We start from the raw sequence: 13,950 nt of genomic DNA on the forward strand, positions 1-13,950 counted from the left end.
GGGTCCTGTGGTGCGGCGCCGTGGCGCAAGCGCCCCCGGCTGCGCCGGGCCTTCCGGGGCTCCGCCCCGGACCCCGCTCCTCAAACGCCGGAAGGGCTGGATTTTCCAACCCCGGGCGTTCACGTGCAGGCCGGCGCCGGCCAAACCCAGCCTCGCCGGCGTTGGAGGCGCGGGTCCGGGCAGCGCCCTGGGAACGGTGGAAGGGCGGGTAGGGGACGGCCCCGCAGGGCAGCGGCTACGCCACCCGTGGGCGTGACGACGTGTGCTGTTGGTGCCGAGGGGACGTCAGGAACCCGCGCAGGGCCATCGCCGTGCCCAGGGCGACCACCGTCGCGGCCACCGACATGCCGAGGGCGCCGTTCAGGGGGAGGGCGATGCCGATCGAGCCGCCCAGGACCCAGGCCACCTGGAGGACGGTCTCCGAGCGGGCGAAGGCCGACGTACGGACGGCCTCGGGCACGTCGCGCTGGATCATCGCGTCCAGCGAGAGCTTCGCGAGGGCCTGGCAGAAGCCGGCCGTCGCGCCCAGGACGGCCATGAACACCCCGCTGAAGAAGACCGCCGCGAGGACGGCCACCGCGAGGGTCAGGGACAGGACGGCGGCGATGATCGCCTCGGGCGCGCGGGCCCGGAGCCAGGCCCCGACGGCGGTCCCGCAGGCGTTGCCGACGCCCGCCGAGACGCCGACGATGCCCAGTGACACCGCCGCGCTCTGCCCGGCGAGCGGGTGCTCGCGCAGCAGGAACGCCAGGAAGAAGATCAGGAACCCGGACAGCCCGCGCATGGAGGCGTTCGCCAGCAGCCCGCAGAGCACCGGCCGGCTGACCGTCCGCAGCCCCGGCCGCTTCGAGTGCGCCTCGTGGGTGGAGAGCCGGGCCCGGCGCTCGCCCTTCGCCTCGTCGACCTTGTGCGGCAGCGTGAACGCCGCGAAGGTGCCCCAGATGAAGATCGCGCACGCCCCGTAGAGCGGCCACGGCGGACCGATCGTGTGCAGGGCGGCACCCACGGGCGCGGCGGCGCCGGTGGCCAGCAGACCGGCCAGGGTGACCCGGGAGTTCGCCTTGACCAGGGAGAACCCCGGTGGGAGGAGTCGGGGGACCACCGCGCTGCGGACCACCCCGTAGGCCTTGGAGGCGACGAGGACCCCGAGGGCGGCCGGGTACAGCTCCAGGCCGCCCGTGGCCACCGCGCCCGACATCATCACGGCCAGCAGGGCCCGGGTGAGCATCGCGCCGGCCATCGCGGCCCGCCGCCCGTGCGGCAGCCGGTCCAGCAGGGGGCCGATCACCGGGGCCAGCAGGGTGAAGGGGGCCATCGTGATGGCGAGGTACAGGGCCACTCGGCCGCGTGCCTCGTCCGTGGGGACGGAGAAGAAGACGGTGGAGGCCAGCGCGACTGTGATCATCACATCACCGGCGCCGTTGATCGCGTGCAGCTCGATCAGCTTGCCGAGGCCCGATTCGCCCGCGCCGTGCGCGTGCGTGGCCCGCCGGATTCCGCGCGCCGTACCGGTGAACGGCAGGTGCAGGGCACGCCCGATGGCCCGGCCGGCCCGCCTGGCCGGTCCCGAGCCGTCATCGGACGACCGTACGGGTGCCACGTGGCCATAGTGCCCCACTCGGCCCCCCGGGACCCTTCCCGGCGCGTCGCGGGGACCCGGCCGGGGCACGCGTCGGCCGTGGGTGTCCGCGAATCGGACCTTGCATGTGGGCCGAAGGCGCCGGAGGAGGTAGCGTGCGTAGCGCGCCACCGGCGGTTGCTCCTGGCCGCGCGCCTCTTCGCGATCCCTCAGAATGGATCGCAGGTAGGTGCGCCCTGGAACCCGATCGGGCGCGGACGTCGACGCGGCCCCCTGGTCCGCTCCGCCCGCGCTACGTAGGGACAGCCGACGGGTCGTTGTGGACGACAAGTACGGACGGCGCACTCGTGAGACGGCGTAGGAGAGAACGAGACCTGTGAGTGCTGCGACGACGCGAAGCCGTACCCCCGACCGCCTGTGCGTCGAGGCGGTAGACCTCGCCCGAGCGGCGGCCGAAGAGGCCGCCTTCCCCGGAGTGGTGGGCGAGCACACCGCCGCCATCGCGGAAGGTGACCGGGTCGTCACGCACTTCTTCGAGTGCAAGGACCCCGGCTACCGCGGCTGGCGCTGGGCCGTGACGGTGACGCGTGCGTCCCGTGCGAAGAACGTCACCCTCGACGAAACGGTGCTGCTTCCGGGCGAGGACGCACTGCTCGCGCCCGAGTGGGTGCCGTGGAGCGAGCGGCTGCGGCCGGGCGACATGGGGCCGGGCGACCTGCTCCCCACGGACGCCGAGGACCTGCGCCTGGAGGCCGGCTGGTCGGGCGAGGACGCCCCGCCGCCGAACTCGGTGGTGTCCACCGAGATGGCCGAACTGGTCGAGGCGGAGGACGCCGACGTCACCGACCGCGCGGTCGTCCCCGTACGCGGCTCCATCACCTCCGTCGCGGAGGAACTGGGCATGCGCCGGGCGCGCGTCCTCTCCCGCTACGGGCTGCACAGCGCGGCCGACCGCTGGGACGAGTCCTTCGGCGCGAAGACCCCGATGGCGCAGGCGGCCCCGGCCTCGTGCGTCTCCTGCGGCTTCCTCGTCGCGATCGGCGGCTCGCTGGGCCAGGCCTTCGGCATCTGCGCGAACGAGTTCGGACCGGCCGACGGCCGGCTGGTCTCCCTGTCCTACGGCTGCGGCGGCCACTCGGAAGCCGCGGTCATGCCGAAGCCCCCGCGGCCGGCGCCGCCCGTCCTGGACTCGATGGCCTCGGACGAGTTCCACCTCCGCCCGTCCGCGGACACGGGTTCGGTCCCGACGGCGGACGAGCTGGCCCCGGACCTCGGCCACTCGTAGCGGGCCGGCCGCGGCCGATCCAGCCGCGGCCACATCCAGCCCCTCCGGCGTTTGCGGAGCGGGGTCTGGGGCTGAGCCCCAGGGAACGGGCGAAGGGCGGGTAGGGGACAGCCCCGCAGGGCACGTCCCCGCCGGTCCGGTCCGGCCCCGTGACCTCGCCCGGTTGGGTGGCCCGGAGGGCGACGGGCCGTCAGGCGTGATCCGCTGGGCGGGATGAAGACCTCCGCGCGCCCCGAGACCCACACCGGCCAGGCGGCCCCCACCCGTACCCGCCTGTCCTGGGTGGACTTCGCCGTGGCGGCGGCCTTCCTCGTGCTCGGGTACGCGATCCTCCAGGTCGGCAAGGGCACCACGGTCAACTTCGACCCCGCCGACGTCCCCGACGTGGACACGGACCCGGCGAAGCTCCCGTACTACGCCGCCCGCAGCGTCCTGCGGATGTTCATCGCGCTGATCGCCTCCGTGGTCTTCACCTTCGGCTACGCCTACGCCGCCGCGCGCAGCCGCCGCCTGGAACGGGTGCTGATCCCGGCCCTGGACATCCTCCAGTCCGTCCCCGTCCTCGGCTTCCTCTCGGTCCTCGTCACCTTCTTCGTCGCCCTGTTCCCCGGCTCGCTCCTCGGCCTCGAATGCGCCGTCATCTTCGCCATCTTCACCTCGCAGGCCTGGAACATGACCTTCGGGTTCTACGCCACCCTGACCTCCCTGCCCCGCGAACTCGACGAGGTCTCCCGCTCGTTCGGCTTCACCCGCTGGATGCGCTTCTGGCGCGTGGAGGTCCCCGCCGGGGTCATCGACCTGGTGTGGAACGGCATGATGAGCTTCGCCGGCGGCTGGTTCATGCTCGTCGCCTCCGAGGCCGTCTCCGTCTCCGGGCAGGAGTACGCCGTCCCCGGCCTCGGCTCGTACGCGGGCACGGCGATCGGCGAGGGGGACCTCGGGAAGGTCGGCTGGGTCATCCTCGCGATGACCGTCACCATCGTCACCGTCAACTTCTTCTTCTGGCGGCCCCTCACCGCCTGGGCGGAGAAGTACAAGAACGAGCAGTCGGAGTCCACCGACATCCAGCGCAGCTACGTACTGGACTTCCTGCGCCGCTCCCACTGGCCCCGGCTGCTCGGCCGCGCCACCGCCCCCGCCCGCGACGCCACCGGCCGGGCCGCCCGCGTACTGGGCCGTGACGACATGGCGCTGTCCGTGGACCCGGCCCGCCGCCGGACCGGCGACGTGGTCTTCACCGTCGTCGCCGGAGCCGTCATCCTGTGGGGCCTGTACGACCTGGTGCGCTACCTCCAGCGCGAAACCGGACTCGGGGTGTTCGGGGAGCCGCTGCTGCTCGGGCTGATCACCTTCGTCCGGGTGATCGTGCTCGTCGCCGCCGCCACCGTCGTGTGGGTGCCCGTGGGCGTGTGGATCGGCTCCTCGCCCCGGCTCACGAAGATCGCCCAGCCGGTGGTGCAGGTCCTGGCGAGCTTCCCCGCCAACCTGCTCTTCCCGGTGGCCGTCTGGTTCTTCCTCAGGACCGGGCTGAACATCAACATCGGCTGCATCCTGCTGATGGCCCTGGGCGCGCAGTGGTACATCCTCTTCAACGCCATCGCCGGAGCCATGGCCATCCCCTCGGACCTCAAGGAGGCCATGGACGACCTCGGCGTCCGCGGGCTCCAACGCTGGAAGCGCCTGATCATCCCGGCCGTGTTCCCCTCGTACGTCACCGGCGGCATCACCGCCTCGGGCGGCGCCTGGAACGCCTCCATCGTCGGCGAGGTCGTCACCTTCGCCGGGACGACCCTGTCCGCGACCGGCCTGGGCGCGTACATCTTCCACGCCACCGAGGCCGGGGACTTCCCGAAGCTGATCGCCGGCATCGCCGTCATGAGCATGTACGTCGTCGGCCTCAACCGGCTGTTCTGGCGGCCCCTGTACCGGCTCGCGGAGCGCCGCTACTCCCTCTGAAGCCCGCCCGCCCGACCGATCCGAGGAGCCCGCCCCGATGACCGCGATCCCGACCGCGACCACGATCCTCCAGGCAGCCGCCCTCACCAAGTCCTACGCCGGCGCCGACGGGGAACTGCCCGTGCTCGGCGGCATCGACCTGGAGATCCGCGAGGGCGAGATCGTCGCCCTCCTCGGGAAGTCCGGCAGCGGCAAGTCCACCCTGCTGCGCTGCCTCGCCGGGCTGATCCCCGCCAGCTCCGGCTCGGTCACCTACCGGGGCGAGGAGCTGCGCGGGGCGAACCCGGGCACCGCGATGGTGTTCCAGACCTTCGCGCTGCTGCCCTGGCTGACGGTGCAGCAGAACGTGGAACTGGGCCTGGAGGCCAAGGGCATGGACCGCGAGGCGCGGGCCCGGCAGGCGGTGGAGGCCATCGACCTGATCGGCCTGGACGGCTTCGAGTCGGCCTACCCGAAGGAGCTCAGCGGCGGGATGCGCCAGCGCGTCGGCTTCGCCCGGGCCCTGGTCGTGGAGCCGGACGTGCTGATGATGGACGAGCCGTTCTCCGCCCTGGACGTGCTCACCGCCGAGAACCTGCGCGGTGAGCTGATGGAGCTGTGGGCCTCCGACCGCTTCCCCGCCAAGGCGGTGGTGCTGGTCACGCACAACATCGAGGAGGCGGTGCTGATGGCCGACCGGGTGGTGGTGCTGGGCTCGCGGCCCTACGGAACCATCAAGGAGACCTTCGCGGTGGACCTGGCCCGCCCCCGGGACCGCAGCGCCGCCGACTTCGAGCGGATCGTGGACGCCGTGTACGCGGTGATGACCGGCCGCACCGCCAAGACCCCGGCCGCGGCCCCGCCGGCCAAGCGCACCCCGGCCAACACTCCGCTCCCGGCGGCCAGCGTCGACGGGATGGCGGGCCTCGCCGAGATCGTGCTCCAGCGGGGCACCGGCGACGGCAGCGTGGACCTCGCCGACCTCGCCGAGGAACTGGGCCTGGAGGTGGACGACGTACTGCCCCAGGTGGACGGGCTGGAACTGCTGGGCCTGGCCGAGGTACGGGACCTGCACCTGGTGCTGACCGCGCGCGGCACCGCCTTCGCGGGGGCCGACGTACAGGAGTCGAAGGAGCTGTTCGCGCAGGGGGCCATGGAGGTTCCGCTGGTCCACCTGATCCACACCACCCTGCAGCGCTCGCGGGGCGGCACGCAGCGGGCCGGATTCTTCCGCGACCTGCTCTCGCACCACTACACGAGCGAGCAGCTGGAGCAGCAGCTGGAGACGGCGACGGACTGGGGCCGCTACGGGGAGCTGTACGGCTATCACGCGGACGGCGAGGAATACCGGCTCGACGAGGATCCCGCACGGGGATAGCCCCGTACGCTCGGTGCATGGGGGAATCGGACATGGTGGGACTGGACGGCCGGGTCACCGGAACGGTCGGGCCGGGGCTGGTCGGCGAGGTCATCGTGCGCATCCGGGGCGGAGCCGAGCACTTCCTCGCGCACCCGGCGCCGGGGACGGGCCGGCTGGCGGTCGGGACGGTGGTCACGGTGGTCGAGTACCTGCCGCCGCGGACGGTCTACGTGATGGCCGCGTACGGCGACTGACCAGGGGCCGCGCCCTCTCGTATCAAGATGGCGACAAGATGCGGCAGCCGTCTTCACGCCGCCTTGACGCGGGCGCACACTCGCCTTCCCGGTGGCGAACGCCGCCGCGTACGAGGGGGAGTTGCCGATGTCTGTCGGCGTACTGGCAGGGATTGTCGTGGGTGCGATCGCGGCCGTGATCGGCCTGTTCAAGCTCATGTGGCGGGTGGCCGAGCCCAACGAGGCGCTGGTCATCTCCGGCTCCGCGCACAAGACCGAGGGCATCGCGGAGGGCATGGGCTTCCGCATCGTCACCGGGCGGGGAACGATGGTGATGCCCGGCGTACAGGCCGTGCGCAAGCTGTCGCTGGACCTCAACGAGACCCAGCTGAACGTGGACTGCGTGACCCACCAGGGCATTCCGCTGCGGGTCAAGGGCGTGGTCATCTTCAAGATCGGCGACGACTTCGTGTCCATCGCCAACGCGGCCCGCCGCTTCCTGGACCAGCAGAAGATGATGCCCGAGCGGGTGCACATCGTCTTCGCCGGTCATCTGCGGTCCATCGTCGGCGGCCTGACGGTCGAGGACATGATCCGCGACCGGGAGAAGCTGACCGGGCAGACCCGGGCGGCGTGCGGCACGGAGATGGAGAAGCTCGGCCTGATCGTCGACTCCCTCCAGATCCACGAGATCGAGGACCCGACGGGCTACATCAAGAACCTGGCGATGCCGCACGCGGCGGCCGTCCAGCGGGACGCGCGGATCGCCCAGGCGGACGCCAACCTGCGGGCCACCGAGGCCGAACAGGCTGCCTTCGCGCGGATGTCGGAGGCCACCCGGGACAGCGAGATCCTCCAGGCCGGCTACCAGGCCGAACGGGACAAGGCGGCCGCGACGGCCCGGCAGGCGGGACCGCTGTCGGAGGCGGCGGCGCGGCAGGAGGTCGTGGTCCAGGAGACCCGGGTGGCGGAGCTGGAGGCGCAGCGGCGCGAGCAGCAGCTCCAGGCGGACGTGCGCAAGCCGGCGGACGCGGCGGCGTACGAGACCCGGACCCGGGCCGAGGCGGACCGCGACGCGCGGATCTCGGCGGCGCAGGCCAAGGCGAAGGAGACGGAGCTGGCGGCCGCGGCCGAGGCGACCCGGGTGACGACGGCCGCGGCGGCCGACGCGAAGGCCACGGAGGCACGGGGCCTGGCCGCGGCGACGGCCACCCGCGCGACCGGTGAGGCGGAGGCGGCGGCGACCCAGGCCAAGGGCCTCGCGGAGGCGGCGTCGGCCCAGGCGAACGGTCTGGCGCAGGCGGAGTCCGCCAAGGCGAAGGGCCTCGCGGAGGCGACGGCCATCAAGGCGCGGGCCGCCGCGCTGGCGGAGAACCAGGAGGCGGTGGTCGCGCAGCAGCTCGCCGAGAACTGGCCGGCGATCGTGGAGGCGGGGGCGGGTGCCTTCGGCAACGTCGAGCACATGATCCTCCTCAACGGGGCGGAGGGCATGTCGGAGATGTTCGCGAAGGCTCTGACGATGGGCGGCACGGGCCTGGGCCTGGCCCGCCAACTCCTGTCGACGATGTCCCAGCCGACACCTCCGGCGGAAGCCCCGGCCAATGGATCCTCTCCCGCGACCTCCCACCAGATCCCGATCCAGGGAGCCTGATCGCAGCGACGCGGCGCCGTTCCCGGGTCCGGTGTGGGCTGGATGGCGCGGAGCGCCATTTCAGCCGTCCGGCGTTTGAGGACCGGGGTCTGGGGCGGAGCCCCAGGACGGGTCCGGGCGGAGCCCGGCTGGGGGTCCCCCCGGACGGAGTCCGGGGGATGGTGGAAGGGCGGGTAGGGGACCCAGCCCCGCAGGGCCCACCCACGCGCACCCGGACCCGGGCCCCGACCCGGAGGGTCAGGCCTTGGGGCGGCGGCGGAGGAGCCGCTTCGCGGCCAGGGTGAGGGCGAGGGCAGCGACCAGGACGAGCGCGCCCTTCGTGAAGCTCCCGCCCTCGGGGGCACCGGGCGCGCCCGGCGAAGGCGCGGGAGCGGCGGAGCCGGGGCCGGAGGCCGAGGTCGAGGCCGAGGGCTTCGCGGCGCCCGCCACCGGGACGGCGACGACCCGGCTGTCGGCCCCCTCCGCCCCGAACATCAGCGTCGACCCGTCCGCCGTGTACGTCACGGACTCCGCCTGCCCCTGCCACGGCGCGGCCACCGCCTCCCCGTCCCCGGCCGGCCGCCCGTCCTTCCACGGGTACGTCTTCGCCCACAAGTAGCCCCGCAGCGCGAGCCGCCCCCCGTCCGGGGAGAACGCCCCGTCCGTGACCCAGGGGACGTCCCCGATCCGCCGGAAGGTGTTCGTGCCGGAGGCGGACAGCGCCTCCGGGCCCTCGTAGAGCCCGCCGGCCTTTTCGTCCTTGCTGGCGATGTACACCCGCCCCGTCACCGGATGCACCATCAGCGCCTCCGCGTTCCGCGGCCCGTCGGCGTACTTCACGGTGAACTGCTCGGCCTTGAGCGTGGCGTCCCCGAGCGTCTTGGGCTCGGCGAAGCGGTAGATCCACACGTGGTTCCAGGAGCCGTTCAGGTTGTCCCCGATGTCGCCGACGTAGAGCCGCCCGTCCGGGCCCAGCGAGATCCCCTCGATGTCCCGGGGTTTGCCGATGCCGGTCAGGGTGATCCGCGCGACGGTCTTCCCGGTCGCGGAGTCCACGGCGTACACGTACGGGCCGTCGTCGCTGTCGTTGTGCGTCCAGTAGACGCCGGGGTGGATCCGGCTGGCCGCGAGCCCGCTCGACTCCGTGATCCGCGGGTCGGTGATCGTGAACCCGGACGCGGCGGACGCGGCGGCGGCGGACCCGGCGGCGGCCACCGAGGGCATCAGCACGAGGGCAGCGGCGGCGGCGGCGGTCAGGGGCAGCAGGTGCGGGCGCATCCCCCTACCCTGCCAGCCCGCCCCGCGTGTCCGGCATCACAGGGGCCGCGGCCCGGTGATCCGCGAAGATGACCGGATGCATTTCATGTTCGTCGGGGATTCCATGACCGTCGGATGCGCCGGCGACTACACCTGGCGCTATCGGATGTGGCAGCACCTCGACACCACCTTCGGCGGCCCGTACGAGATCGTCGGCCCGCGCAGCGGCCTCTACGACGCCCTCGCGGACGCGCCGACCAGCGAGGCCTACGCCGACCCGGGCTTCCCCGCCGACGCCCGCCGCCACCTGGCCGGCTGGGGCGAGGGCTGGCAGCACATGGCCCCGCTCATCGGGCCCGCCGTCCGCTCCTGCGGGGCCGACGTGCTGCTGGTCTCCCTCGGGCTGATCGACCTGGGCTTCTACACCGCCGCCGAGGGCACCGCCGAGAACGCCCGCCGGTTCATCGCGGAGGCCCGCGCCGCCCGGCCCGGGATACGGATGGTCCTGCTGCCCGTCATACCCAACGTCCGGGCCCGGGACGACGCGCCCTTCGCACAACAGGTCGAGCTCTTCAACGAGCTGCTCGCCAAGGCCGTGGCCGACCTGTCGACCCCGGCCTCGCCGATCCTGCTGGCCGCGCGCCCGGAGGCGTACGAGATCGACCGGGACACCTACGACGGCACGCACCCCAACGCCTCCGGCGAGCACCGCCTCGCGGGTGAGTTCGCGGCGGTGCTCCACCAGGCCTGGGGCCTGGGCGGCCCCTACCGGCCCCGACAGGACACGTAACACGCCCTTCACGAGCGGGTCTTGCTTCGAGCGCACTCCAGGCAGTTGGCTAGTGGCCCATGGAGTACACGCAGCTCGGACGCACCGGTCTCAAGGTCAGCCGACTTGTCCTCGGCACCATGAACTTCGGCCCCCAGACGGGCGAGCCGGAGAGCCACGCCCTCATGGACACGGCCCTCGACGCCGGTATCAACTACTTCGACACGGCCAACGTGTACGGGTGGGGCGCGAACAAGGGCCGTACCGAGGAGATCATCGGTACCTGGTTCGGCCAGGGCGGCGGCCGCCGGGAGAAGACGGTCCTCGCCACCAAGGTCTACGGGAGCATGGCCGCCGAGGGTGACCCGTGGCCCAACTACGACCGCCTGTCGGCGCTGAACATCCGGCGGGCCGTCGACGCCAGCCTCAAGCGCCTGAACACCGACTACATCGACATCTACCAGTTCCACCACGTGGACCGGCTGACGCCCTTCGAGGAGATCTGGCAGGCCGTCGAGGTCCTGATCCAGCAGGGCAAGGTCCTCTACGCCGGCTCCTCGAACTTCCCCGGCTGGAAGATCGCGCAGGCCAACGAGGCCGCGGCGCGCTCGGGCCGGCTCGGCCTGGTCAGCGAGCAGTGCCTCTACAACCTCGCCGAGCGGCGGGCGGAGCTGGAGATCATCCCGGCGGCCGAGGCGTACGGGCTCGGCGTCATCCCGTGGTCCCCGCTGCACGGCGGGCTGCTGGGCGGGGCCATCCGCAAGGCGTCGGAGTCGGGGCGCACGGCGACCGGCCGCTCGGCGGACGCGCTCGCGAACAGTTCCGTACGGGCGCAGGTGCAGGCGTACGAGGACCTGCTGGACAAGCACGGCCTGGAGCCCGGCGAGGTGGCCCTGGCCTGGCTGCTGACGCGTCCCGGGGTCACGGGCCCGATCGTCGGACCGCGTACGCCGGAGCAGCTCGCGTCCGCGCTGCGGGCGGTGGAGCTGGAGCTGTCGCCGGAGGTGCTGGCGGGACTGGACGAGGTCTTCCCGGGGCCGGGGCCGGCTCCGGAGGCGTTCGCCTGGTAGGCCGCCGCGCTACGGGGCCGGGGGCCTGCGGGCCTACTGGCCCACTGCGGCGGCCACCGCCACCACGACGAACATCAGTACGAGCACACCGGCCATGACGCGGTTTCTGGTCTTGGGATCCACCCGTCGAGCCTAACGCGAACGGGCCCGCCCTTCGGACGGAGGGGCGGGCTCTCCCAGTTCCCAGGAGCCGACGACCTCGTAGCGGGGCTGTTCGCCGGGGACGCCGGAGTCGGGCAGGTTGCTGCGGACCAGGCTGAGCTCGCCGACCTGCCAGCCGGTGCCCTCGAAGGAGGCGAGGGCCGCGCAGTACGGGCGGACGTCGTCCCGCTCGTCGCGGAGCCGGCCCAGGGTGAGGTGGGGGGTGTAGCGGTGGTGCTGGTCCATCGGCACCCCGGAGCGCCGGGCGGCGGCGTCGGCGCGCTCGGCGAGCATGCGCAGGGCGTCGAGGTCCCCGGCGGCACCGGCCCACAGGGCGCGGTGGCCGAAGTGGCCGGAGCCGTGGATCCGGAGCGGGAAGGGCGCGCTCCGCGCCGCGGCGCGGGCCAGCCGCGCGTGGAGCTCGGGGAGCAGCTCCTCCCGCACCTCGCCCATGAAGGCGAGCGTGAAGTGCCAGCCCGCTTCCGCGGTCCAGCGCAGGCGGTCGTCGTGGAGGCCGCGGACGGCCCCGGCCAGTTCCGAGATGGCCGCCTCGGGCGGGATGACGGCTGCGAACAGTCTCATGGTGCCGAGCCTAGCCAGGGAGCGGCCGTGCGGCGCCGTTGCCGGGGACCAGTCCCCGGGCCCCCTGCTCCTCAAACGCCGGAGGGGCTGGATTCGGGCGGCGCCGGCCCGCACGTGAACGCCGGCGGAGCTGAAATTGCCCTCCGGGCAATCCAGCTCCGCCGGCGTGTGAGGCGTTACGCCGCCGCGACCAGCTGGCGGCGGCGGTCCGAGGGGACGAAGGTGACGCCGTGGCGGTTCACGCTGAGGCGGAGGTTGCCGATGCGCGAGAGGACGAGGCCGATCGTGACGGCGGCGGCCAGCGAGACGATCCCGCCCGCGGCCATGCCGATCCGTGCGCCGTAGGTGTCCGTGACCCATCCGACCAGCGGGGCCCCGATCGGGGTGCCGCCGGTGAAGACCATCATGAACAGGGCCATCACCCGGCCCCGCATCTCGGGGTCGGTGGCCATCTGGACGCTGGAGTTGGCGGTGACGTTCACCGTCAGGCCGAAGACCCCGATGGGCACGAGGAGGGCCGCGAACAGCCAGAAGCTCGGTGCGAAGGCCGTCACCAGCAGGAGGACGGAGAAGAGCACCGCCGCCGCGACCAGCAGCCGCAGGCGGGAGAGGCCCCGGCGGGCCGCCAGCAGCGCGCCCACCAGGGAGCCCGCCGCGATCAGGGTGTTGAAGAGCCCGTAGGTGCCCGCGTCGCCGTGGAAGACCTTGCTGACGAAGGCCGACAGCCAGATCGGGAAGTTGAAGCCGAAGGTGCCGATGAATCCGACGAGCACGATCGGCCAGATCAGCTCGGGCCGTCCGGCGACGTACCGCAGGCCTTCCCGGAGCTGGCCCTTGGCGCGGGGCTGGACCTCGACCTGGTGCAGGTCGCGGGTCCGCATCAGCAGCAGGGCCGCGATCGGCGCCGCGAAGGACAGGCCGTTGAGAAGGAAGGCCCAGCCGGAGCCGACGGCGGTGATGAGGACGCCGGCGATGGCCGGGCCGACCAGTCGCGCGGACTGGAAGTTGGCGGAGTTCAGGCTGACCGCGTTGGCGACCTGGTCCTTGCCGACCATCTCGGAGACGAAGGTCTGGCGGGCCGGGTTGTCCACGACGGTGACCAGGCCGAGGAGGAAGGCGGCGAGGTAGACGTGCCAGACGTTGACGTGACCGGCGAGGGTGAGGACACCGAGCGCGAGGCCGGTGAGGCCCATGGCGGCCTGCGTGCAGAGCAGCAGCGGCCGCTTGGGGAGCCGGTCGGCGAGTACGCCGCCGTAGAGCCCGAACAGCATCATCGGCAGGAACTGCAGCGCGATGGTGATGCCGACCGCGGAGGCGGATCCGGTCAGCGACAGGACGAGCCAGTCCTGGGCGATGCGCTGCATCCAGGTGCCGGTGTTCGAGACGGCCTGGCCCGAGGCGAAGAGCCGGTAGTTCCGGATCTTCAGCGAGCTGAACATCGAGTTCTTGGAGTTCTTGGAGTTCTTGACGTTCTTGGCGTTCTTTGTGCCCGGCGTGCGCGTAGTGGTGGGTGTGTGGCCGGGGGCGGAGTCTGCTCCGGGTCCCGTACTCAAAAGGGTTCGCCTCCTGGCGTCGTTCCTATAGGTGCGCGAGCTTGTCCAGGACGGGCGCGGCTTCGCGCAGCTTCGCCCATTCGTCCTCGGTCAGCTCGGCCGCGAGCCCGGCGAGGAAGGCGTTGCGCTTGCGACGGCTCTCTTCGAGCATCGCTTCGGCCTCCTCCGTCTGGCGGACCACCTTTTGGCGGCGGTCGTCGGGGTGCGGTTCCAGCGTGACCAGTCCCTTGGCTTCCAGCAACGCGACGATGCGCGTCATGGACGGCGGCTGCACGTGCTCGCGGCGGGCCAGCTCACCGGGGGTGGCCTGGCCGCAGCGGGCGAGGGTGCCCAGGACCGACATCTCGGTCGGGCTCAGCGATTCGTCGACGCGCTGGTGCTTGAGGCGCCGGCCCAGCCGCATGACGGCGGAGCGGAGGTCGTTCACGGCGGCTGCGTCGTCACCATGGGAAAGGTCATGCATGTCTTTAGAGTAACTCATTACTCTGCCTAAGGAACACCACTTAACTGGTGTCACTCGTACGGGTGAGTCGGCTCCGGAAAGTGACACGCGTCC

12 protein-coding genes are annotated in these 13,950 nt (G+C 72.4%); 7 read left to right on the top strand and 5 right to left on the bottom strand.

The window, feature by feature from the left end; all coding sequences use genetic code 11:
- Positions 1-235: 235 nt before the first annotated feature.
- A complete protein-coding gene (locus tag AC3IX6_RS20690) occupies positions 236-1,618 on the bottom strand; it encodes an MFS transporter (RefSeq protein ID WP_489363426.1) in 1,383 nt (460 codons plus the stop codon).
- Between the two features lie 337 nt (positions 1,619-1,955).
- On the opposite strand from AC3IX6_RS20690, the gene AC3IX6_RS20695 reads away from it, so the two are divergent.
- The 5 genes from AC3IX6_RS20695 (at position 1,956) to AC3IX6_RS20715 (ending at position 8,043) form a co-directional block, all read left to right on the top strand.
- Entirely contained in the window at positions 1,956-2,864 is a 909-nt protein-coding gene (locus tag AC3IX6_RS20695; protein WP_489363427.1) for a DUF3027 domain-containing protein, read from the top strand.
- A gap of 213 nt (positions 2,865-3,077) precedes the next feature.
- Positions 3,078-4,820: an ABC transporter permease gene (locus AC3IX6_RS20700; protein WP_489363428.1), complete on the top strand. Its 1,743-nt coding sequence runs from the start codon at positions 3,078-3,080 to the stop codon at positions 4,818-4,820.
- A 37-nt stretch (positions 4,821-4,857) separates the two neighbouring features.
- On the top strand, positions 4,858-6,177 hold the full coding sequence (locus AC3IX6_RS20705) for an ABC transporter ATP-binding protein (RefSeq protein WP_489363430.1): 1,320 nt from the start codon (positions 4,858-4,860) through the stop codon (positions 6,175-6,177).
- 17 nt (positions 6,178-6,194) lie between these two features.
- Positions 6,195-6,413 carry a hypothetical protein gene (locus tag AC3IX6_RS20710; RefSeq protein ID WP_266878693.1) on the top strand — a complete coding sequence of 73 codons (219 nt, stop codon included), beginning with the start codon at positions 6,195-6,197 and terminating at the stop codon, positions 6,411-6,413.
- A 127-nt stretch (positions 6,414-6,540) separates the two neighbouring features.
- The gene (locus tag AC3IX6_RS20715) at positions 6,541-8,043 is read left to right on the top strand and encodes an SPFH domain-containing protein (RefSeq protein ID WP_489363432.1); all 1,503 of its coding nucleotides are present in this window, start codon (positions 6,541-6,543) and stop codon (positions 8,041-8,043) included.
- A 237-nt stretch (positions 8,044-8,280) separates the two neighbouring features.
- Here the strand turns inward: AC3IX6_RS20715 and AC3IX6_RS20720 are convergent, their stop codons facing one another.
- On the bottom strand, positions 8,281-9,300 hold the full coding sequence (locus tag AC3IX6_RS20720) for a WD40 repeat domain-containing protein (protein WP_489363434.1): 1,020 nt from the start codon (positions 9,298-9,300) through the stop codon (positions 8,281-8,283).
- 76 nt (positions 9,301-9,376) lie between these two features.
- On the opposite strand from AC3IX6_RS20720, the gene AC3IX6_RS20725 reads away from it, so the two are divergent.
- A complete protein-coding gene (locus AC3IX6_RS20725) occupies positions 9,377-10,069 on the top strand; it encodes a GDSL-type esterase/lipase family protein (RefSeq protein ID WP_489363435.1) in 693 nt (230 codons plus the stop codon).
- A gap of 59 nt (positions 10,070-10,128) precedes the next feature.
- Positions 10,129-11,118 (top strand): aldo/keto reductase, encoded by a 990-nt coding sequence (locus AC3IX6_RS20730; RefSeq protein WP_489363437.1) that lies wholly within the window; start codon positions 10,129-10,131, stop codon positions 11,116-11,118.
- Between the two features lie 132 nt (positions 11,119-11,250).
- On the opposite strand, the gene thpR is transcribed toward AC3IX6_RS20730, so the two are convergent.
- From thpR to AC3IX6_RS20745, 3 genes are all read right to left on the bottom strand, one after another.
- Entirely contained in the window at positions 11,251-11,841 is a 591-nt protein-coding gene (thpR, locus tag AC3IX6_RS20735; RefSeq protein ID WP_489363439.1) for an RNA 2',3'-cyclic phosphodiesterase, read from the bottom strand.
- A 176-nt stretch (positions 11,842-12,017) separates the two neighbouring features.
- Positions 12,018-13,394, bottom strand: a complete 1,377-nt coding sequence (locus AC3IX6_RS20740) for an MFS transporter (RefSeq protein ID WP_489363441.1) — start codon at positions 13,392-13,394, stop codon at positions 12,018-12,020.
- Positions 13,395-13,419: 25 nt separating this feature from the next.
- Positions 13,420-13,857, bottom strand: coding sequence for a MarR family winged helix-turn-helix transcriptional regulator (locus tag AC3IX6_RS20745; protein ID WP_214954723.1), 438 nt, complete (start codon positions 13,855-13,857; stop codon positions 13,420-13,422).
- Positions 13,858-13,950: the final 93 nt, after the last annotated feature.

This window comes from Streptomyces sp. GL_141, assembly GCF_057834385.1.